Annotated in this window: 21 protein-coding genes and 2 tRNA genes; 17 read left to right on the top strand and 6 right to left on the bottom strand. The window is 44.5% G+C overall.

Features of this window, described 5'->3' with window-relative positions; all coding sequences use genetic code 11:
* Positions 1-151: 151 nt before the first annotated feature.
* The 10 genes from PG766_RS00770 (at position 152) to PG766_RS00815 (ending at position 7,869) form a co-directional block, all read left to right on the top strand.
* A complete protein-coding gene (locus PG766_RS00770) occupies positions 152-361 on the top strand; it encodes a FeoA family protein (protein WP_022220531.1) in 210 nt (69 codons plus the stop codon).
* Between the two features lie 74 nt (positions 362-435).
* Positions 436-654 carry a FeoA family protein gene (locus PG766_RS00775; protein WP_055260881.1) on the top strand — a complete coding sequence of 73 codons (219 nt, stop codon included), beginning with the start codon at positions 436-438 and terminating at the stop codon, positions 652-654.
* 49 nt (positions 655-703) lie between these two features.
* Positions 704-2,881 carry a ferrous iron transport protein B gene (gene feoB / locus PG766_RS00780; RefSeq protein WP_118198421.1) on the top strand — a complete coding sequence of 726 codons (2,178 nt, stop codon included), beginning with the start codon at positions 704-706 and terminating at the stop codon, positions 2,879-2,881.
* Between the two features lie 83 nt (positions 2,882-2,964).
* Entirely contained in the window at positions 2,965-3,138 is a 174-nt protein-coding gene (locus tag PG766_RS00785) for a FeoB-associated Cys-rich membrane protein (protein WP_117833987.1), read from the top strand.
* A gap of 14 nt (positions 3,139-3,152) precedes the next feature.
* Entirely contained in the window at positions 3,153-3,284 is a 132-nt protein-coding gene (locus PG766_RS00790; protein ID WP_008374867.1) for a hypothetical protein, read from the top strand.
* Between the two features lies 1 nt (position 3,285).
* On the top strand, positions 3,286-3,654 hold the full coding sequence (locus PG766_RS00795) for a heavy-metal-associated domain-containing protein (protein WP_118198420.1): 369 nt from the start codon (positions 3,286-3,288) through the stop codon (positions 3,652-3,654).
* A 27-nt stretch (positions 3,655-3,681) separates the two neighbouring features.
* The gene (locus PG766_RS00800; RefSeq protein WP_117833989.1) at positions 3,682-4,074 is read left to right on the top strand and encodes a Fur family transcriptional regulator; all 393 of its coding nucleotides are present in this window, start codon (positions 3,682-3,684) and stop codon (positions 4,072-4,074) included.
* A gap of 306 nt (positions 4,075-4,380) precedes the next feature.
* Positions 4,381-4,701 (top strand): DUF6110 family protein, encoded by a 321-nt coding sequence (locus PG766_RS00805; RefSeq protein WP_118198419.1) that lies wholly within the window; start codon positions 4,381-4,383, stop codon positions 4,699-4,701.
* A gap of 14 nt (positions 4,702-4,715) precedes the next feature.
* A complete protein-coding gene (locus tag PG766_RS00810) occupies positions 4,716-6,788 on the top strand; it encodes a heavy metal translocating P-type ATPase (RefSeq protein ID WP_118198418.1) in 2,073 nt (690 codons plus the stop codon).
* 322 nt (positions 6,789-7,110) lie between these two features.
* Positions 7,111-7,869, top strand: coding sequence for a prolipoprotein diacylglyceryl transferase (locus PG766_RS00815; protein ID WP_117823087.1), 759 nt, complete (start codon positions 7,111-7,113; stop codon positions 7,867-7,869).
* Positions 7,870-8,163: 294 nt separating this feature from the next.
* Here the strand turns inward: PG766_RS00815 and PG766_RS00820 are convergent.
* Positions 8,164-8,248, bottom strand: a tRNA-Leu gene (locus PG766_RS00820).
* Between the two features lie 39 nt (positions 8,249-8,287).
* Positions 8,288-8,372: transfer RNA gene (locus tag PG766_RS00825), tRNA-Leu, on the bottom strand.
* A 278-nt stretch (positions 8,373-8,650) separates the two neighbouring features.
* Between PG766_RS00825 and pap the strand changes: the two genes are divergently transcribed.
* From pap to PG766_RS00860, 7 genes are all read left to right on the top strand, one after another.
* Positions 8,651-10,114: a polyphosphate:AMP phosphotransferase gene (gene pap, locus PG766_RS00830; protein ID WP_118198417.1), complete on the top strand. Its 1,464-nt coding sequence runs from the start codon at positions 8,651-8,653 to the stop codon at positions 10,112-10,114.
* 3 nt (positions 10,115-10,117) lie between these two features.
* On the top strand, positions 10,118-11,122 hold the full coding sequence (locus tag PG766_RS00835) for a deoxyguanosinetriphosphate triphosphohydrolase (RefSeq protein ID WP_118198416.1): 1,005 nt from the start codon (positions 10,118-10,120) through the stop codon (positions 11,120-11,122).
* 84 nt (positions 11,123-11,206) lie between these two features.
* Positions 11,207-12,982 (top strand): DNA primase, encoded by a 1,776-nt coding sequence (gene dnaG / locus PG766_RS00840; RefSeq protein WP_118198415.1) that lies wholly within the window; start codon positions 11,207-11,209, stop codon positions 12,980-12,982.
* A gap of 39 nt (positions 12,983-13,021) precedes the next feature.
* Entirely contained in the window at positions 13,022-14,137 is a 1,116-nt protein-coding gene (gene rpoD / locus PG766_RS00845) for an RNA polymerase sigma factor RpoD (RefSeq protein ID WP_117823093.1), read from the top strand.
* Positions 14,138-14,141: 4 nt separating this feature from the next.
* Positions 14,142-14,858 (top strand): tRNA (adenine(22)-N(1))-methyltransferase, encoded by a 717-nt coding sequence (locus tag PG766_RS00850; protein WP_118198414.1) that lies wholly within the window; start codon positions 14,142-14,144, stop codon positions 14,856-14,858.
* Positions 14,859-14,868: 10 nt separating this feature from the next.
* Positions 14,869-15,666, top strand: a complete 798-nt coding sequence (locus PG766_RS00855) for a Nif3-like dinuclear metal center hexameric protein (RefSeq protein WP_044999230.1) — start codon at positions 14,869-14,871, stop codon at positions 15,664-15,666.
* A 70-nt stretch (positions 15,667-15,736) separates the two neighbouring features.
* Positions 15,737-17,410 (top strand): nucleoside kinase, encoded by a 1,674-nt coding sequence (locus tag PG766_RS00860; RefSeq protein WP_118198413.1) that lies wholly within the window; start codon positions 15,737-15,739, stop codon positions 17,408-17,410.
* 248 nt (positions 17,411-17,658) lie between these two features.
* Here PG766_RS00860 and PG766_RS00865 read toward each other — a convergent pair whose 3' ends face one another.
* Genes PG766_RS00865 through PG766_RS00880 form a run of 4 tightly spaced genes read right to left on the bottom strand, consistent with a single transcriptional unit; the run spans position 17,659 to position 22,307 of the window.
* On the bottom strand, positions 17,659-18,543 hold the full coding sequence (locus PG766_RS00865; protein ID WP_118198412.1) for an RluA family pseudouridine synthase: 885 nt from the start codon (positions 18,541-18,543) through the stop codon (positions 17,659-17,661).
* Positions 18,543-20,426 carry an extracellular solute-binding protein gene (locus PG766_RS00870; RefSeq protein ID WP_118198411.1) on the bottom strand — a complete coding sequence of 628 codons (1,884 nt, stop codon included), beginning with the start codon at positions 20,424-20,426 and terminating at the stop codon, positions 18,543-18,545. Before PG766_RS00870 ends, PG766_RS00865 begins: the two co-directional genes overlap by 1 nt.
* A complete protein-coding gene (locus PG766_RS00875; RefSeq protein ID WP_022220522.1) occupies positions 20,426-21,244 on the bottom strand; it encodes an ABC transporter permease in 819 nt (272 codons plus the stop codon). The genes PG766_RS00870 and PG766_RS00875 overlap by 1 nt, the downstream gene beginning before the upstream one ends.
* Positions 21,234-22,307, bottom strand: coding sequence for an ABC transporter ATP-binding protein (locus tag PG766_RS00880; protein WP_117556198.1), 1,074 nt, complete (start codon positions 22,305-22,307; stop codon positions 21,234-21,236). The genes PG766_RS00875 and PG766_RS00880 overlap by 11 nt, the downstream gene beginning before the upstream one ends.
* Positions 22,308-22,323: the final 16 nt, after the last annotated feature.

The raw sequence follows: 22,323 nt of genomic DNA on the forward strand, positions 1-22,323 counted from the left end.
TGAGAAAGGAAAAACAAAGGTTTTTTAAAACTTAAAAAAACACTTGACAACGCACAAATGTTAGCATATACTAACTATTGAACCGAAGTTGGTAATGAAAAAAATTATCATTCAAAATTCCAAATACGCAAAAGAACAGGAGGTAGGGATTATGCCTTTAACGATGGCGAATATTGGTGAAGTAAATGAGATCAAGAGAATTGGTGGAAACGAAGAAACAAGGCGATTCCTTGCGAATCTCGGATTTGTAGCAGGTGCAGAAATTACAGTTGTTTCTGCAATCGGTGGTAACGTGATCGTGAACATCAAGGATTCACGTGTTGCGGTTAATTCTGATATGGCGCGGCATATTATGATCTAGCCTCTGGCTGGTCGGCGGGTCCGCTGTATATATATTCTGTATTACGAAGCTTAAAGGAAAGGAGATATACAACAATGACTTTAGGTGATGCAAAGGTTGGAAGCACTGTTGTTGTGACCAAGATTGAAGGAGACGGAGCTTACAAACGCCGTATTATGGACATGGGCATAACAAAAGGAAGCGAGCTGTACATCAGAAAAGTTGCGCCTCTCGGCGATCCTGTTGAGATTACTGTAAGAGGATATGAACTTACAGTAAGAAAAGATGATGCACAGTGTGTGCAGGTAAAATAGCATATACATAATTATGCATGAGAGTAGTACAACAAGGAGGTAAAAAGGAATGGCAATTAAAATTGCACTTGCCGGAAACCCGAACTGCGGTAAAACTACCATGTTTAACGCACTCACAGGAGCCAACCAGTATGTTGGTAACTGGCCAGGGGTTACTGTAGAGAAAAAAGAGGGTAAATTAAAAAGTAAAAAGACAAAGGAAGAAGTTATCGTAACTGACCTTCCGGGTATCTATTCAATGTCTCCATATACACTGGAAGAGGTTGTCAGCCGTGATTATGTGCTGAAAGAAAATCCGGATGTGATCATTGATCTGGTGGATGCAACCAATATTGAACGTAACCTGTATCTGACAACTCAGCTGATCGAGACAGGTGTTCCGGTTGTTATTGCGCTGAATATGGCAGATCTTCTTGCGAAGAGAGGAATTAAGATCGATGTGAAGAGACTTTCAATGTTACTCGACTGTCCGATCATCGAGACATCTGCGCTGAAAGGTGAAGGACTTGACAAACTGATTGATGAAGCAGTAAAAGTTGCTAAGAAGTCAGAAATCGATCTTCCGAAAGATATCTTCTCGGCAGAACTGGAAGGTGCTGTGGCAGAAGTTAAGAGTGTTCTTCCGGATTCTGTTTCAGAAGAGAAGAAGAGATGGTACGCTGTTAAATTCCTTGAGAACGACAGCAAGGTAGTAGAGAGCATGAAGCTTTCCAGTGCGGCAGCCCAGACGGTAGAAGCACAGAGAAAAGCTCTTGAAAAGAAACATGACGATGATATGGAAAGCATTGTAACAGACGAACGTTACAAATTCATCCAGAAGATTGTTTCAACAACTGTTCAGAAGGGAAAAGAAAAGCTTACAACTTCTGACAAGATTGACCGTATCGTTACGAACCGATTCCTCGGAATCCCAATCTTTATGCTGGTAATGTGGGTCGTATATTATGTTTCTGTAACAACAGTCGGTACCTTTGTAACAGACTGGACAAATGATGTATTTGTAGTAGCAATTCAGAATGCAGCAACAAGCGCACTTTCGGCAATCGGCGCCGGTGACATGGTTATGGGACTTGTTGTTGATGGTATCATCGGTGGCCTTGGAGCAGTACTTGGTTTCGTGCCACAGATGGCAATCCTGTTCCTCTTCCTGTCTATCCTTGAAGATTGTGGATACATGGTTCGTATCGCATTCGTCATGGACCGTGTGTTCAGACATTTCGGACTTTCAGGAAAGAGCTTTATCCCGCTTCTGATTTCATCAGGCTGCGGTATTCCTGGAATCATGGCTTCTAAGACTATTGAACAGGACAACGACAGACGTCTTACAATTATGACAGCAACTTTTATCCCGTGTGGAGCTAAGCTTCCGGTTATCGCTCTGATGGGTGGTGTTATTTCCGGTGAAGTAGCAGGATATCAGGAAAGTTCATTTATCGCACCGCTTATGTATTTTATTGGAATCGTTGCAGTACTTGTGGCTGCGATCATCCTGAAGAAGACAAAACCGTTCTCAGGAAAACCGGCACCGTTCGTAATGGAACTTCCACAGTACCATATTCCACAGGCTAAGACAGTTCTCCTTCATGTATGGGAAAGACTGAAAGGCTTCATCATCAAAGCCGGAACAATCCTGTTCCTTGCCTGCGTCGTAATGTGGTTCCTTGGCGGATTCGGATTTGTAGACGGAAGCTTTGGTATGGTAGAAGATAGCGCAGACAGTCTTATGGCAATGATTGGTGGCGTGATCGCACCGCTCTTTGCACCACTTGGATTTGGCGAGTGGCAGCCGGTAGCAGCTTCTATCTCCGGATTTACGGCAAAAGAAGCAATCGTTTCAACAATGGGTGTACTTGCTAACGTATCTGGTGATACTGAAGATGCAGTGAACGTAGCAGCTGGTGTTGCATCTTGGTTCCCAAGCTCAATTGCAGCATTTACATTCCTGATGTTCAACCTTCTGGATTCTCCTTGTCTTGCAGCAATCGCTACAATGGCACAGCAGATGCAGTCCAGAAAATGGTTCTGGTTCGCAATTCTCTTCCAGAACATCTTCGCTTACATCGTATGCCTCTGTGTATATCAGATCGGTTCATTCGTAACAGGCGGAGCATTCGGAGTTGGTACAGCAGTTGGATTCCTTTTCCTTATCGCAATCCTTTTCATGCTGTTTAGACCAGATCCGTATAAAAATCAGAAAGTTTATTCAAAACGTTCTGTAAACGCATAAGATTTATAAGAACTTTAAGGCGGAAGCCGGATGCAGAAGCCTGTGTCCGGCTTCCAGTGTAAAAGAAAGACAAGGTGAAGGTTATGATCGCAAATATTGTGATAGTGGCACTGATCGCAGCATATTGTATTTATCTGATTTACAAAGGTTATAAAAACCATAAAGAAGGAAAACCGGTCGGTTGCGCTGGATGCAGCGGTAACTGCGGTTCGTGTAGCGGATGTAGTGGAAAAACCGTACCAAAGAAGAAAGACTGAAAGGCGGAAGGCATATGGGAAGTTCAACAGGCTCTATGTTCTATGCATTCGGAGCATTCTTGATCATTTATCTTGTAGGAGTCAGCATATATCAGTTGGTTTTATGGATAAAGAAATGGCGTGAACGCCGGAAGGATGAGGAATAAGATGGTTGATGCAATTATTGTTCTGATCGTGATCGTACTTCTTATTTTTGCATTAAAAGGTACGCTTAAACATTTTAAAGGGGAAAGCCCTTGCTGTGGTGGTGGATCTGGACTGATCAAGACAGAGATTGAAGAAAAGGTTCTGGATCATCCGGCAATCGGTAAAAAGACGGTGATAGTTTCCGGTATGCACTGTGATCATTGCGTGAAAAGTGTAACGGAAGCAATCGACAAAATCGAAGGTGCATCTGCAAAGGTGAATCTCAAAAAAGAAGAAGCAGTTGTAAGCTATGACAGAGAAATCGATGATGATGATCTGAAAAAAGCTGTCGAGGAAGCAGGATTTAAGGTAGTTGATATCAGAGCCTAACAGGCGACAGCATGGAAAGGGGCTATCATGGACGCGAAAGAAAGAATAATCGAGCAGCTGAAAAGAAGTGGCTGTAGGGTTACGAAGCAGCGGCTCATGCTGATCGATGTTATTTTGGAAGGAAAATGTAATTGCTGCAAGGAAATTTATTATCAGGCGTCTCTGAAGGATCCGAGTATCGGACCGGCGACGGTATACCGTATGGTCAATACGCTGGAACAGATCGGAGCGATCAGCCGCAAGAATATGTATCGTATTTCGGATGATGGCAATAAGATGGAATGCATGGTCGAACTGGAGGATGGAACGGTTCTTGATCTTCCGGAAGATAAATGGACAGCAGTAATTAAAACTGGTCTGGATGCCTGTGGATTTTCGGGTGGACAGAATGTGAGAAACATCACACTCAAAGAAGCATAACATTGTAAAAAAACGTTCTGAAACGGAACGGTTCGGATATGGAGGCAGGTACCGTGGTTGTATCTGTCTCTTTAAGATACCGGGAAATGAGTTTCTTCTATATAAATATGGATATAGATAACTGTGAAAAGTTGTGTAAAAATTAAGGTGAAAATAGCGAATTCGTGTCAGATATAATGAAAAAAAGTTTGACAAAACTGATTTTACGCAAAAGTGAGAAAATTTATCAGAAGCAAAAAAAGACTGGAAATTTTCAGATTCGTGTCATATAATAGGCGTTAATGAAAAAACAGGAGGTACATAGATATGTTTGATATTACTAAAGTAAATTGGAAAAAGGTTGGAATTTTTGCATCAGGAGTTCTTTTTGGAACAGCTGGAATCAAAGCGCTTTCAAGCAAGGATGCTAAGAACGTGTACACAAATTGTACAGCAGCAGTTCTTCGCGCAAAAGACTGTGTTATGAAAACAGCTACAAATATCCAGGAAAATGCAGAGGATATTTACGCTGAAGCTAAGAACATCAACGAAGAAAGAGCTGCTGAAATGGAAGAATTTTCTGATGCAGATACAGCAGCAGAGGCTGAAGAAACTGAAAATACAGAGTTCAACGAAGTAACAGAGTAAGAGGCGCACTGAACGTGAAGTTTATAATTAAACATGAAATGAAAGGCCGGATGAGAGTCCGGCTTTCTCAAAAAAGAATGACATATGAACAGGCTGATATATTACAGTATTATCTGCTCTGCAATGAATCAGTCAAACTGGCAAAGGTATATGACAGAACCTGTGATGCAGTCATTAATTATACCGGCGACAGAAAAGAGGTAATCCGTCTTCTGCAGGAATTTCACTATCAGACAGTGGAAGTTCCGGCAGACGTACTTGCAACTTCCGGTCGTGAAGTGAATGCGCAGTATCAGGAAAAGCTGTTCAATAAAGTGGTATTTCATTATGCAAGAAAATGGTTCCTTCCGTATCCACTGAATGCATGCTATACATCGGTCATGTCACTGAAGTATATCTGGAAGGGAATCAAGTGTCTGTGGGCACGCAAAATTGAGGTTCCGGTGCTGGATGCGACTGCAATCGGTGTATCCGTTGCACGTTGGGATTTCAGTACAGCCGGATCCGTCATGTTCCTGCTTGGAATCGGTGAGATTCTGGAAGAGTGGACACATAAGAAATCCGTAGATGACCTGGCAAGGACCATGTCTCTGAACGTAAGTAAGGTATGGTTGAAGACAGAAGATCAGGAAGTTCTGGTTCCTGCATCCAAGATAAAAGCAGGAGACCGGATTGTGATTCGTATGGGAACTGTGATTCCGTTTGACGGCGATATCGTGGATGGTGAAGCGATGATCAATCAGGCATCTCTTACCGGAGAGTCAGTGTCTGTCCGCAAGACGGTTGGAAGCTATGCATATGCAGGAACGGTAGTCGAAGAAGGTGAGATCACAGTCGGAGTCAAACAGGTAAGCGGAAACAGCCGCTTTGATAAGATCGTTACGATGATTGAAGAATCTGAGAAGTTAAAATCAGGAGTAGAAAGCAAGGCAGAACATCTTGCAGACAGGCTTGTACCGTATTCACTTGGTGGAACAGCTCTTACCTATCTGCTGACGAGAAATGTCACAAAGGCCCTTTCAATCCTGATGGTAGATTTTTCGTGTGCCCTTAAGCTTTCAATGCCGATTTCAGTGCTGTCTGCAATCCGTGAAGCAAACCTTTACAATATTACCGTAAAGGGCGGAAAGTATCTGGAAGCCGTAGCAGAGGCAGATACGATCGTATTTGACAAGACTGGTACACTTACAAAAGCAACACCTACCGTGGTGGATGTGGTTCCCTTTGATGGAAGAACACCGGATGAACTGCTCCGTATTGCAGCGTGTCTGGAAGAACATTTTCCACATTCTATGGCAAAAGCAGTAGTAAATGCAGCAAAAGAGAAAAATCTGGATCATGAGGAAATGCATTCTAAGGTAGAGTATGTGGTTGCACATGGCATTTCTACAACGATTGATGATAAAAATGTAATTATCGGAAGCTCTCATTTTGTGTTTGAAGATGAGAAATGTACAATTCCGGAAGGAAAACAGGAGTTATTTGACAGTCTTCCGGAAGAATATTCACATCTGTATCTTGCAATCGAGAATCAGCTTGCAGGAGTGATCTGTATTGAAGATCCACTGAGAGAAGAGGCAAAGACGGTAGTTGCCGAACTTAAGAAAACAGGATTTGGAAAGATTGTTATGATGACAGGTGACAGCGACCGTACAGCTTCGGCGATCGCAAAGCGTGTCGGTGTGGATGAATATTATTCAGAAGTACTGCCGGAAGATAAGGCTGCGTTTGTAGAAAAAGAAAAAGCAGCCGGAAGAAAGGTTATTATGATCGGCGATGGAATCAATGATTCGCCGGCACTTTCTGCGGCAGATGTAGGAATTGCGATCAGCAATGGCGCAGAGATTGCACGTGAGATTGCAGATATTACGGTAGGCGCAGATGATCTTGGACAGATCGTGACCTTAAGACGTCTCAGCAATAGGCTGATGAAGAGGATCCAAAGTAATTACCGCTTTATCGTTGGATTCAATTCCGGTCTGATCGTACTTGGAGTAACCGGTGTGATCCAGCCGACGACATCAGCACTTTTACACAATACTTCAACTCTGGCAATTGGGCTGAAGAGTATGAAGAATCTTCTGTAAGGCAGAACAATTTAATGATAGCTCTAAACGTGGGGGGTGATTCTCTGAATCATGCCCCATTGCTGGATTAAGAGGCAAAATAGCGTTACTGTTCACTCCCGTGTCAATCACTACGCTGATTGGCACGGAGGATGCACGTTTTATCTTGAATGGCATCTCGCCCATCACCAAAGGCGATTTAAAATGGCGAGATGCGTTGCTGGTCGCAGGTACTGTGAACAGTAACAAAATAGAAGATAGTATCCAAAAGGATAAGATTGACAAATGAAGGGATAATCCATACAATGATAAATAGATTGATAAAAGGGAGGAATAAAAAAGCGTGAAAATTGATCTGTTTTCAATAGGAAAGTTTACGATACATGGATATGGACTGATGATCGCAATCGGTATCCTTTGCTGTGTGGCAATGGCTTCTTATCGTGCAAAAAAGAATGGACTGGATCCGGAAGCAATTGTGGATATTGGAATTTACGGTGTAATCGGCGGTTTTTTGGGTGCAAAAATTCTATATGTGATCGTGGAGTTTAAGACGTTTATCAAGGATCCGAAGACGGTACTCGGTTCAGAAGGGTTTGTCGTATATGGTGGAATTATTGCCGGTTTTCTGACAGCGATTGTATATTGCAGAATCAAGAAGCTTTATTTTCTGGAATATTTTGATCTCGCTGTGGCAAGTATTTCGATGGCACAGGGATTTGGAAGAATCGGATGTTTTCTTGCAGGATGCTGCTATGGAAGGGAGACAACCTCCAGATTTGGTGTGGTTTTTCCGGAAGGTGGGCTTGCTCCGGCAGGTGTAAAACTGATCCCTACACAGCTTATTTCGTCGGCAGGCGATTTCCTGATCATGATCGTGTTACTTCTATATTATAGGAAGAATAAAAAAGACGGTACACCGGGAAGTGTAGGTTTTCTGTATATGCTGCTGTATGGTGTAGGAAGATTCCTTGTTGAGTTTTTAAGAAATGATAACAGAGGGGGAGTCGGAATGTTCTCAACCTCCCAGTGGATCTCCATGGTGATCGTAGCAGGTGGAATTGTATTGTATCTGGTAAATAAAAAAAGGCATAAAAGGTAAGGAAGCAGAAGATGGAGCCAGGTTCGTCCAGTGGACGAATGCCCTGCGCCGACCGTAGCGAAGCGAAGACCTGAACCATGGGTTTATGCTGTACGTTGGTATTACAAAAAAGAATTTTTTAATAAAAACGGAGAGTTTGAAAAACGAAGGAAGCGGAAGATGGGGCGCAATTCGTCCAGTGGACGAATGCCCTGCGCCGACCGTAGCGAAGCGAAGACCTGAACCATGGGTTCAGGTCACGCTTCGGTATTATAAAAAGGAACCTCTGATAAAATCAGAGGTTCCTTTTTATAATGCGGAAGATGGGACTTGAACCCACACAAGCGCAATGCTTACAAGATCCTTAGTCTTGCTCGTCTGCCAGTTCCGACACTTCCGCACAAACAATATTTAATTACCGGATTCGGATAAATCCGAATGCGGAAGATGGGACTTGAACCCACACAGGCGCAATGCCTACAAGATCCTTAGTCTTGCTCGTCTGCCAGTTCCGACACTTCCGCATATCACTCAGTGAGCTTTATTTTTTAACTGCTCGCCGCTGACAAAAGCTATAATACTATATTCCAAACACAAAGTCAACAAAAATTTAAAAGAAATTTTAATTCGCAATATATTACGAAAAATATCGAAAAGATAAATAATTCAATAATTTTACAAATATACTTTCTTATTATGAGAAAATATAGTAATATGATATATAATTGTATGCGTTAATTGCGCGTTTTATCAATGGATTTGGGAATAATAAGAGCAGAAACTGGTGAAATGGAGGCATTTTATGGAGAAAAATATAAAAATGAAGGATATAAAAGAATTGGGAGAGCAGCTTGGAGAACTGCAAAGAGTGTGCAGGGAGAAAAAAATCCCGGTGATGATCGCGTTTGAGGGTTATGGAGCAGCAGGAAAAGGGCTTCAGATTGGTAATCTGATCCAGGCACTCGATCCAAGAGGCTTTAAAGTATATGCGGTAAAAAATGAAACGGAAGAGGAATGGATGCATCCTTTTATGTGGCGTTTCTGGACGAAGATCCCGGAAAAGGGAAGAATTGCGATTTTTGATACCAGCTGGTACCGGAGAGTTATGATTGAACGTTTTGAAGGAAAAACACCGGAAAAAGAGCTGGAAAAGGATTTTGCATCGATCCGTGCGTTTGAAAAACAGCTGACGGATGATGGAATGGTGATCATCAAACTGTTTTTAAAGATTGACCGGAAAGAACAGAAAAAGCGCTTTGAGAAACTGCTTGCTTCCAAGGATACTGCATGGCGGGTAAGCAAAGGCGATCTGAAGCGGAACCATGATTTTAAAGAGTATAAAGCAATCAATGAAGAGATGCTGCGGAAAACGGATGCGGATTACGCACCGTGGACAGTGATCAATGCTACAAAGAAGAAAGAAGCCAAAGTGGCTGTTTATCAGGCGGTGATCCAGGCAATGAAAGAAGCAGTCGCAAGAAAGGAACTGGAAGAAAAAGGCAGTCTGGAAAAGAAAACGGAAATGAAAAGGGAAACAGCAGAATCCATTCTGGCAAAGACGGATCTTTCCAAATCCATGCCAAAAGAGGTTTATGAGGAACGCTTAAAAGAGCTTCAGAAAAAGATGGAACATCTGCATGGAGAACTTTATCGCAGGAGAATCCCGGTTGTCCTTGGCTTTGAGGGATGGGATGCCGGAGGAAAAGGCGGTGCGATCAAACGTCTGACTTCACATATGGATCCGAGAGGATATGTGGTGAATCCGACAGCGTCACCGAGTGATACAGAGAAAGCACATCATTATCTGTGGCGTTTCTGGCGTGCAATGCCGAAAGCCGGCCATATTGCGATATTTGACAGAACCTGGTATGGAAGAGTGATGGTAGAGAGGATCGAAAGCTTTTGCACCGAAAAAGAATGGAAGAGAGCTTATGGGGAGATTAACGCCATGGAGCAGGATCTGGTAAATGCAGGAGCAATCGTGCTGAAATTCTGGATGCAGATTGACAAGGATGAGCAGGCGAGAAGGTTTAAAGCCAGACAGGAAAATCCGAAAAAACAGTGGAAGATCACCGATGAAGACTGGAGAAACCGGGAAAAATGGGATCAGTATGAGGTGGCGGTAGAAGAAATGCTGGAAAAGACTTCTATGCCACATGCACCGTGGATCGTAGTGGAAGGCAATGATAAATATTATGCGCGTATTAAAGTTCTGGAATGCGTGACAGAAGCAATCGAGAAACGGCTGAAAGAAGAGAGGAAATAAAAAATGACGATCAGGGAACAGATGGAAGAAAGAGAAAAGGAATATCTAAGTCCCTGTGCCACATTAAGCATGGCTTCCCGGGGGAGAAAGAGAAATGAGCCACAGTGTGATATCCGACCGGTTTTTCAGAGGGACAGAGATCGGATCCTGCACAGTAAGGCATTCCGGCGCATGAAGCAGAAGACGCAGGTGTTTCTCCTCCCAATCGGAGACCATTACCGGACGCGGCTAACGCATACGCTGGAAGTATCGCAGAACGCCCGGACGATCGGAAAGGCACTCAGGCTGAACGAAGATCTGGTGGAGGCAATTGCATTGGGGCATGATCTCGGGCATACTCCGTTTGGACATGCAGGAGAGAGAGCTCTGAACAATGTGTGTCCGTGTGGATTTAAACACAATGAACAAAGTGTCCGTGTAGTAGAGGTACTGGAGAAACAGGGGGAGGGACTGAACCTGACCTGGGAAGTGCTAGATGGAATCCGCAACCACAAAAGTGCGGGCATGCCTGCGACACTGGAAGGGCAGATCGTCAGACTGTCTGATAAGATTGCTTATGTGAACCATGATATTGATGACGCAGTAAGGGCGGGGATCATGAATGAAGAGGAACTGCCCAAAGAGCTGCGAAAGGTTCTGGGAAACAGTAAAAGAGAGCGCCTGAACACACTTACCCATGATGTGATCGTAAACAGCATGGACAAACCGAAGATCTGCATGTCAGAGGAAGTACGTGAAGCACTGATGGAGCTGCGAGCATATATGTTTACCCATGTTTATGAGAATCCACTTGCAAAGGGCGAAGAGGACAAAGCAATCCGAATGGTCGAAGATCTGTATTCTTATTATGAAACGCACATGGAAAAGATGCCGGAGCAGTATCTGAAACAGCTGCAGAAGGGGGAAATGCCGGAGATCGCAGTGTGTGATTACATAGCAGGAATGACGGATAATTTTGCCGTAAAAAAGTTTGAAGAAATTTTTATTCCACAATCTTGGAAATTTTAAAGGAAATAAAAAAGTTTTGTCGAATATATATTATGTAGGGGTTGCGCAAGGTGCGCGAACCCTGCCAGGAAGGTGTAGGACATAATGTATTATTCAGATGAGATTATAGAAGAAGTAAGATCGAAAAATGATATCGTAGATGTGATTTCCGGATATGTGAAGCTGAAGAAGCAGGGGAGTTCGTATTTCGGACTTTGCCCGTTTCACAGTGAGAAATCTCCTTCTTTTTCTGTGAGCAGGGATAAGCAGATGTATTACTGCTTTGGCTGCGGAGCGGGAGGAAATGTATTTACCTTCATTATGGAGTATGAGAATTATTCTTTTGTAGAAGCACTCAAGTTTCTGGCACAGCGTGCCGGTGTGGAGCTTCCGCAGGAGGAATATTCAAAAGAAGCGAAAGAAAGAGCGGATACGAGAAGTGCGCTGCTTGAGATGAACAAGCTGGCGGCCAAGTATTATTATGCGCAGTTGAAGACGGAGGGCGGAAGGCAGGCAAGAGAATACCTGCAGAACCGTCAGTTGAGCCAGGAGACGATCACCGCATTTGGACTTGGATATTCCAGCAAATACAGTGACGATCTGTTTCGATACCTGAAGATGAAGGGTTATAGTGAAGAGATGATCATCAAAGCCGGTCTGGTAAATGTCGATGAAAAGCACGGAGTTTACGACAAATTCTGGAACCGTGTTATGTTTCCGATTATGGATGTGAATAATCGTGTGATCGGATTTGGCGGGCGTGTGATGGGCGACGGGAAGCCAAAGTACCTGAACTCACCGGAGACTCTGATTTTTGATAAGAGCCGGAATCTGTACGGACTTCACCGGGCGAGAACATCGAGAAAGCCGTATTTTATTGTGTGTGAAGGCTATATGGATGTAATTTCGCTCCATCAGGCGGGATTTACCAATGCAGTTGCGTCACTTGGAACTGCACTCACAGCAGGACATGCAGCATTGATCAAACGGTATGTGAATGAAGTCTATCTGACCTATGATAGTGATGAAGCCGGAACTAAAGCGGCACTCCGGGCAGCTCCGATTCTTCGGGAGGCCGGTGTGACGACCCGCGTGATCCGGATGGAACCGTATAAGGATCCGGATGAATTCATCAAGAATCTTGGAGCTGAGGCATTTGAAGAGCGGATCAGGAAAGCAAGGAACAGCTTTATGTTCGGTCTTGAGATGCTGGAAAAAAGTTATGATCTGAATGCACCGGAAGGAAAGACGGAATTCCTCAGAGAGGCGGCGAGAAGGCTGGCACGTTTTGAAGAAGAAATTGAACGTGACAATTACATAGAAGCGGTGGCAAAGACTTATCACGTTGGCTACGAAGAACTTAAGAAGCTGGTTGTCAAGGTAGCAGTCCAGAGCGGAATGGCAGCTCCGGCCACAAAGCCGAGACAGACGATCCGCCAGGAAACGTCAAAAGAGGATGGTCATATCCGGTCACAGAAGATTCTGCTTACCTGGCTGATCGACAGGGAAGAGCTGTTTGATCAGGTAAGCCGTTATGTTACGCCGGAGGATTTTACGGTGGAGCTGTACCGGAAAGTTGCTGAACTTCTGTATGAACAGCATGCAAAAGGAGAACTGAATCCTGCGCAGATCATGAATTATTTTACAGAGGAAGAGGAACATCGCGCGGTGGCAGCACTTTTCAATACGAGAATCAAAGAGCTGACGACTGCGGGAGAGCAGGAAAAAGCGATCAAGGAGACGATTCTCCGGGTAAAGGAGTACAGTATCGAAACTGCAACCCGGAATCTGGATCCGACAGACATTCAGGGGCTGCAAAGGCTTATGAATGCGAAGAAGGCAGTGCAGGACCTTCATAAACTGCATATTTCCATTAATTAGGGATAGAATATAAACAAGCGATGAGAGGAAGGACACTACATGGAAGAGAACGTAGTAAAGTTTCAGGAAAAATTAAAAAATCTGGTTGCCCTTGCGAAGAAAAAGAAGAACATTCTTGAAATCCAGGAAATCAATGATGTATTCCGGGATATGGAGCTGGAACCGACACAGATGGACAAGGTATTTGAGTACCTGGAGGCCAATGGGATCGATGTGCTTCAGATGAATGATGACTCCAATGTGGATGATGATGATCTGGAGATCATGCTTTCGGATGAAGACGAAGTGGATATGGAGAAGATCGACCTGTCTGTTCCGGACGGAATCAGCATCGAAGATCCGGTCCGTATGTATCTGAAGGAGATCGGTAAGGTTCCGCTTCTTTCAGCAGAAGAAGAGATTGATCTGGCAAAGAGAATGGCAGATGGTGATGAAGAAGCGAAAAAGCGTCTTGCAGAAGCCAACCTGCGACTGGTAGTCAGCATTGCAAAGCGTTACGTGGGACGTGGTATGCTGTTTCTGGATCTTATACAGGAAGGAAACCTTGGACTTATCAAAGCGGTAGAGAAGTTTGATTATCAGAAGGGATTTAAGTTCAGTACCTATGCAACATGGTGGATCCGTCAGGCAATCACACGTGCGATTGCTGACCAGGCGAGAACCATCCGTATACCGGTTCATATGGTAGAGACGATCAACAAACTGATCCGTGTATCCAGACAGTTACTGCAGGAGCTTGGACGTGAACCTACGCCGGAAGAGATCGCTGCAGAGTTGGACATGCCGGTAGACCGTGTGCGTGAAATCTTAAAGATTTCCCAGGAACCGGTTTCTCTTGAGACTCCGATCGGTGAGGAAGAGGACAGCCACCTGGGCGACTTTATCCAGGATGACAATGTACCTGTTCCGGCAGAAGCAGCAGCGCAGACACTTCTGAAAGAACAGCTGGATGAAGTTTTAAGTACACTGACAGAGAGAGAGCAGAAGGTTCTCCGCCTGCGTTTTGGTATGAGTGATGGAAGAGCACGTACACTGGAAGAGGTCGGAAAAGAGTTCGATGTCACCCGTGAGCGTATCCGTCAGATCGAAGCAAAAGCACTCCGCAAGCTTCGTCATCCAAGCCGCAGCAGAAAATTAAGAGATTATTTGGATTAAGAAGATGGCTGAATTATCAAAAAGATTACAGGCAGTGGCGGATCTTGTCACACCGGGAATGCGTCTTGCGGATGTGGGAACAGATCACGCTTACATCCCAATCTATCTGACACAGAACGGGCTGGTTCCATCCGCAATTGCCATGGATATTAACAAAGGACCATTAGAGAGAGCGGATACACATATCCTTGAACATGGACTGGATGGGAAGATCGCTACCCGTCTTTCTGATGGTCTGGTGAATTTGAAAATGGAAGAAGCTGACACAATGATCGCCGCCGGAATGGGCGGCGGTCTTGTCATACACATTTTGAATGAGGATCCGGCAAAAACCAGAAGCTTAAAGGAACTGGTCCTGCAGCCGCAGTCAGAGCTTGCGAAAGTCCGCCGTTATCTGGAAGAACATAGATTTCGTATCGTTGCAGAGGACATGGTGGAAGAGGATGGCAAATACTATCCGATGATGAAGGTGATCCCGACAGAGCAGAAAGGTCTTTATGCGGAAGGTGTTCCGGCAGCAGAAGAAGAGCTTGAATATGGAAAATATTTATTAGAGAAGGCTCACCCGGTGATGGGAGAATATCTGAAAAAGGAACTGTCTGTGAATCAGGGCGTGTATGAAAAGCTTCGGGTGCAGGAGAGTGAACGCACGAAGGAGAGAAGTGCAGAGGTTCTGCATATGATAAAGAGAGCAGAAGACCTGCTTGACCGGTATTTTTAGGAGGAAAATGATGATTTGCAGAGAAATTATAAAAGAAATAGAAGCACGTTTTCCAAAGCACTATGCTATGGAGTGGGATAATGTAGGACTGCAGGTCGGAAGAAGCGATAAAGAAGTAAAGCGGATCTATCTTGCACTGGATGCGACGGATGAAGTGATCGAAGAAGCAGCAGACTGGGGCGCAGATATGCTGATCACACATCATCCGATGATCTTTAAAGCAATGAAAAAGATCAATGACGAGGATTTTATTGGCAGAAGAGTACTGAAGTTGATCAGGGATGACATTTCTTACTATGCGATGCATACCAATTATGATGTAATGGGAATGGCAGAGCTTGCTGGGAAGGTACTTGAACTGAGTGAACCGGAGGTTCTGGAAGTGACGGGAAGCATGCATTCAGAATCCGGTGAAGTTCCGGTTGGAATCGGAAGAGTTGCTGATCTGGCACAGCCGATGGATTTAAAATCCTGTGCGGAAATGGTAAAAAAAGCATTTGATCTTCCGAATGTGAAAATATTTGGAGAGCCGGATATGCAGGTACATCGCCTTGGTGTTTTTCCGGGCTCCGGGAAGAGCGCAATTTCCGTATCTTTGGAAAAAGGTGTGGATGTACTGGTGACAGGTGACATTGATCACCATGAGGGGATTGATGCGGTTGCGCAAAAAATGGCAGTAATTGATGCCGGACACTATGGCGTGGAGCATATCTTTATTGCAGATATGGAACATTTTTGCCGGGAGAAATTTCCAGAGGCAGAGATCCGGACAGCAAAGATCCGGCAGCCATTCTGGGTTTTGACGTAAGGTGTTTGGGAGCGGGGAAAAAACAGACAGATTTGTCAAAGCGCCGTAAGGCAGAAAGAAGGCGGTAAATATGGAACAGCAGATGTACAAAGTACAGATTGACGGGGAAGAGAGAAGTTTTCCGGCAGGGACCACATATCTGCAGATTGCCGGGGAATATCAGGAAAGATATCCACAAGATATTGTTCTTGTATATGTAAATGGAAAGCTTCAGGAGCTTGGAAAGAAGCTGAAAAAGGACTGTACGCTCCATTTTGTGACGACAGGCGAGACAATTGGAAATCTTACCTATCGCCGTGGTGTAAGTTTTCTGCTGGTGAAGGCAGTATATGATACAATCGGACACGATAAGATAGAACAGGTGAGAATCCATTTTTCTGTAGATAAAGGGTATTATTGTACAATAAAAGGAGATCAGAAGCTGGATCAGGAACTGCTTGCAAGGATTGAAGAACGGATGCATGAAATGGCAGATATGGATCTTTCAATCCGGAAGAGATCGGTTCATACCGATGAAGCGGTTGAAATGTTCCGCAAGTACGGTATGAAGGATAAAGAGCGTTTGTTCCGGTATCGCAGAGTGTCTACTGTCAATATTTACAGTATCAATGAATTTGAGGACTACTATTACGGCTATATGGTTCCGTCAACCGGCTATCTAAAATATTTTAAATTATATTTATATGATGAGGGATTTGTAGTGCAGATGCCGGAGGCAGCTGAACCGGAAAAGATACCTCCGTTTCAGCCTCAGAATAAGCTGTTCCATGTGCTGAAAGAATCTACGCGTGGCGGTGATATGCTTGGAATTGAGACGGTAGGGGCACTGAATGATTATGTGACAGGCGGCAGCGCCAATCCAAAGGAACTGCTTCTGGTACAGGAGGCAATGCAGGAGAAGAAGATTGCGCAGATCGCAGAGCAGATTGCAGGAAATCCGCAGAAAAAGTTTGTCTTGATCGCCGGTCCTTCTTCGTCAGGAAAGACTACATTTTCCAGACGGCTTTCCATCCAGCTCCGGGTAAGCGGTCTGGTCCCGCATCCGATTTCGGTGGATGATTACTTTAAGAACCGTGTGGATACACCGCTGGACGCAGAAGGAAAGCCGAATTATGAGTGTTTGGAAGCACTGGATGTGGAACTTTTTAATCACGATCTGAAAAAGCTGCTTGCAGGAGAACGGATTGAGCTTCCGACGTTCAATTTCAAGACCGGAAAACGAGAATATAACGGACATTATATGCAGCTTGGTGAGCAGGATATTCTGGTGATCGAAGGCATTCATTGTCTGAATGATGCGTTGACCCATGATCTGCCAAAAGAAAATAAATTCAAGATCTATATCAGTGCACTGACCCAGCTGAATATCGATGAGCATAACCGGATTGCATCAACAGATGGACGTCTGATCCGCCGGATGGTGCGTGATGCAAGAACCAGAGGTACTTCGGCAAAGCAGACGATCGCTATGTGGCAGTCGGTGAGAAGAGGGGAAGAGAACAATATTTTCCCGTATCAGGAAGACGCGGATGTGATGTTCAATTCAGCTCTTCTTTATGAGCTGGCAGTTCTGAAAGCTTATGCAGAACCGATCCTGTTCGGAATTGAGAAGGACTGCGCCGAATATCAGGAAGCGAAGAGACTGCTCAAATTCCTGGATTATTTTGTGGGGATCGGAAGTGAGTATGTTCCGCAGAATTCGATTTTGAGGGAATTTATTGGAGGCGGATGTTTCGATTTGTAAAATGTTGAAGCTGGTCACATGGTAAGAGAGCGATATAGATTATAGAGGCAGTTTGAATCCGTTCCGCTGTTTTTTTAGTGTGATCTGTCGTCAGAAATAAGAAATAAACAGAAGAAGAGCTTCTGGGAGAATGAATATCTTTGTTCTCTCAGGAGCTCTTCTTCTGTTTGACCGGAAAATACATATGGAAAATTCTTCCATAAAAAGAGTATTATGTGCCGGGGAAGGGGATCACTTAAATATATTTATCAGAGTAACATATCTTCAGGCACAGGCGCTGTGAAATGCATTTCTTCTCCTGTGATTGGATGCCGGAAATGCAGATGATGTGAGTGCAGTGCCTGACGGCTGATATGGCTGTAATCCGGATTATAGAGAAAATCTCCCGGAAGCGGATGACCGATGTAATTCATATGCACCCGGATCTGATGAGTGCGTCCGGTATCCAGCTTTAAGGCAACCAGAGAGTAGACCGGATCTGTATTTGTGATGGAAAGCCTGCGGTAATGGGTGCAGGCATATTCACCATGTTTAAAATCGACCATGCGCTCGATGGTAGAACCCTCTTTTCTGGCAATTGGAGCAGTGATGATTCCGTCTTCCGGGACGATTCCCGTGGCAAGTGCCAGATATTCCCGGTGGATTTCCCGGCGTGCCATCATGGCAGAGAGGAGAGAGGCACTGTAAAGATGCCGGGCAATGATCAGAAGACCGGTGGTGTCCCGGTCAAGCCGGTTAATGCAGCGGTAGACAAAAGGCTCGCCTTTCTCTTTGAAATACCATGCACAGGCATTGGCAAGTGTGTTGTCATAATTTCCCTGGGAAGGGTGAATTGGCATTCCGGCAGGTTTATTGATGACCAGCAGGTCCGGATCTTCATATACGATCGAAAGAGGCAGATCTGACGGAACAATATTTTCGGAGAATTTTGTTTCGGTAATCCGGATGGCAAGCTGGTCGCCGGGAGTAAGAAGGGTACGTGCCAGTACCGGTTCCCCGTTCAGACGGATTCCTTCCGTATCTTCTTTGATTGCCCGGATCAGAGAAGAAGAATATCCATGAGCTTTTAAAAACTCATGGATATTGGAAGTTTTCTGTTCGGTTATTGTATAATTCAGAATTCTTTCCCACATTACTTTGATTTCACTTCCCGCCATAATTCATTGTAGACAGCATCGTTTTTATCTCCAAGGAATTTGAAGGTCTCACATCCGGAGAGCTCGCTTGCATCCGGGAATGCAATCTTGCTGTTGCGGATGGACTCGTCTTCAATCAGTTCCCGTGCTGCTTCATTTGGAGTCGAGTAGGTGATGTACTCAAAGTTCTTCAGTGCGATGTCCGGACGGCAGAGGAAGTTGATGAACTTTTCTGCATTTTCCTTATGCTCTGCATTTTTCGGAATTACCCAGGAGTCGATCCAGATATTGGATCCTTCTTTCGGGATCACGTATTCCAGGTTTGGATTTTCTTTCTGTGTGTAAATGGCTTCACCGGAGTAAATAACACCGATGGCTGCTTCATTTCCGATCATCTTGTCACGCACCTGGTCAACGACGTATGCCTGAACCAGTGGTTTCTGTTTGAACAGAAGATTCTTCGCTTCGTTCAGCTCGTCCAGGTCGGTTGAGTTCAGGGAATATCCAAGATATTTTAAGGTAACACCGAATGCATCGCGGACGCTGTCCTGCATCAGAATGCTGTCCTTGTACTTTGGATCCCAGAGAACAGACCAGGAATCAATTGGTTCGTCTACCATGGTTTTGTTGTAAAGGATCCCGACAGTTCCCCAGCAATAAGGAACAGAGTATTTATTTTCCGGATCAAATGCCTTGGACTGATCCATGTAAGTCTGTCCGATGTTTTTGATATTTGAAACATTGTCCCAGTTGATCTCGGCGAGGAGATCATTTTCGATCATACGCTGGATCATATAGTCAGAAGGGCAGACCACATCGTAGGAAATGGCGCCGGACTGCACCTTCGGGTACATGATCTCATTGGTTTCGTATTCTTCATAAACTACCTGGATACCGGTTTCTTCTTCAAAGATATCCAGGACATCCGGGTCCAGATATTCGCCCCAGTTGTAGACAATTACCTTTTCGGAGCCGGAAATCTTTGTCTTTGAATTGTAGAAAAATCCTCCGGCTGTAATGACGATCACGAGCAGTGCCGGTACGACACGTGTTACGACGAGACGCATCGTGTGGCGTGCACGGGATGGCTTGCGGATCGTGCCGTCTTTTTCGTGAACTTCTTTTTCCGGTTTTAAATTGACCAGGAAGAGAAGGAAGAGCACCGTTACAAACATGATCGTTGAGAGTGCGTAAATTTCCGGACGGATTCCTTTTCGTACTTCACTGTAAATTTTGGTGGACAGGGTATCGATTCCAGGTCCTTTGGTAAAGTGGGTGATCACAAAATCATCCAACGACATGGTAAATGCAAGCAGGAAACCGGAAAGAATTCCTGGAAGGATATCCGGAAATACGACTTTGAAAAAAGCGTAGATCGGAGAAGCACCCAGATCCAGTGCAGCTTCATAGGTCCGCCGGTTGGTCTGCTTTAGTTTTGGCATGACACTTAGGATGACATACGGGATATTAAAGGTTATATGTGCAATCAGGATTGTCGAAAATCCCATGTTCATACGGAATGCGATAAACAACAGCATCATAGATACACCAGTCACAATGTCTGCGTTCAGCATCGGAATGTTGGTGACACCCAGCATAAAGGTACGAAACTTGCGGTTCATACTCTGGATTCCAATGGAAGCCAAAGTTCCAATCACGGTTGCAATCAGCGCAGAAAGAAGTGCGATGATCAGGGTGTTGTATAAGGTGCTCATGATCGCTTCATCCTGGAAAAGGGATACATACCATTTTCCGGTAAATCCGCCCCATTTGGCACGGGTTCTGGAACTGTTAAAGGACAGAACCATCAGTGTCATGATCGGAGCATAGAGGAAGATCACGATCAGCAGTAAATATAAATTCTGTAATTTCTTTTTCATTAGAATGCAGTGCCCTCCCCGTCTTTATCGTATTTGGCGATCAGAGCCATACTTGCAATGATGAAGATCATCAGGACAAGTGAAAGTCCACTTCCTACATGCCAGTTGCTTCCCTGCTGGAATTCCTGTTCGATGACATTTCCGATCAGAAGGATCTTGCTTCCACCGAGGAGGTTGGAAATGACGAAGGTTGTAAGTGCAGGTACAAATACCATAGTGATTCCACTGATGATACCCGGAACACTAAGCGGAAGGATGATCTTGGTAAATGTCTGGATATTTCCGGCACCGAGATCTCTGGCTGCGGAAATAACATCTTTGTCAATCTTTACAAGTACATTGTAAATCGGCAGCACCATGAACGGCAGGAAGTTGTAGACCATACCGAGGATGATCGCTGTCGGTGTGTTGATAATGTTCCATGAAGGCAGCCCGAAGAAATGGAGAACGGAGTTGATGACACCGTTTTTCTCCAGGAGGTTCTGCCATGCAAGAGTTCTGAGCAGAAAGTTCATCCACATCGGAAGGATGAAAACAAGTACTACGAAGCTGGACTGGTTTACATTTCTTCCAACAAGGATCATTGCCAGAGGATAGGCAAGGATCAGGCAGATCACTGTGCTGACAAATGCAAGCAGAAGTGCAAGCCCCAGAGCCTTTAAATTCTCAGGTGTTGTGATTTTGGCAAGGTTCATCCAGGTGAATTTTCCGTCATTGTCAGTCAGACCATAATAGAAGATCATGATCAGAGGAATGATAATGAAAGAAACTGCCCAGAAAAGGTATGGCCCAGCCAGGAGACGTTTGCTATTCTTCAATTCCTACAGCCTCCTCATCTTCAGATTCCGGTTTTTTCATGATCTGAATATCAAACGGGTCAACATGGATTCCAACCTCAGTGCCAACCGGGAACATATCGGTGCTGTGTACCAGCCATTCATAGTTGTTGGCAAGGACTTCCATTTCATAGTGGACTCCTTTGAAAATCAGATGGGTAACGACACCCTTTAATGTGCCTTCTTCTGGTTTTACAAGATCGATGTCCTCCGGACGAATGACCGCATCGACCGGTTTGTTGGTTCCGAATCCGGTATCTACACACGGGAATTCGGCACCGACAATATTGACCAGCTTATCGCGTACCATGATGGCATTGAAAATGTTGCTATCGCCAATGAAGTCGGCTACAAAAGCATTTTCCGGCTCGTTGTAGATATCTTCCGGTGTACCGATCTGCTGGATATATCCCTGATTCATGACAACAATCGTGTCAGACATGGTGAGGGCTTCTTCCTGATCGTGGGTAACGTAGATAAATGTAATTCCCAGCTCATTTTTTAAACGGATCAGTTCATACTGCATGTCCTGGCGGAGCTTTAAATCCAGGGCACCGAGAGGTTCATCCAGAAGAAGAACTTTTGGTTCATTTACAATGGCGCGGGCGATGGCAATACGCTGCTGCTGTCCCCCACTTAAAGAATCCGGATAACGGTTCTGGTAACCTTCCAGATTGACCAGTTTTAATGCATAATGAATCTTATCATCGATGTAAGATTTTGATTTCCCTTTGATCTTCAGACCAAAAGCAATATTTTCAGCAATGGTCATATGGGTGAAAAGCGCATATTTCTGGAAAACAGTGTTGAGCTGTCGTTTATTCGGTGCAAGGGATGTAATGTCCTTTCCATCGAAAATTACTTTTCCGGAGTCCGGATTTTCGAATCCGCCGAGGATACGCAGAAGCGTTGTCTTTCCGCAGCCGCTAGGTCCTAAAAGTGTGAGAAATTCATTTTCTCTGATATAAAGGTTCAGGTCGTCCAGAACCAGATTGTCTCCATATGATTTGGAAACACCAACAATGTCAATCAGTTTGTTTGGCATATGTATAATCCTCCTG

This window comes from Coprococcus sp. LG101-27 (genome assembly GCF_027695515.1).
Taxonomy (GTDB): domain Bacteria; phylum Bacillota; class Clostridia; order Lachnospirales; family Lachnospiraceae; genus Allocoprococcus; species Allocoprococcus comes.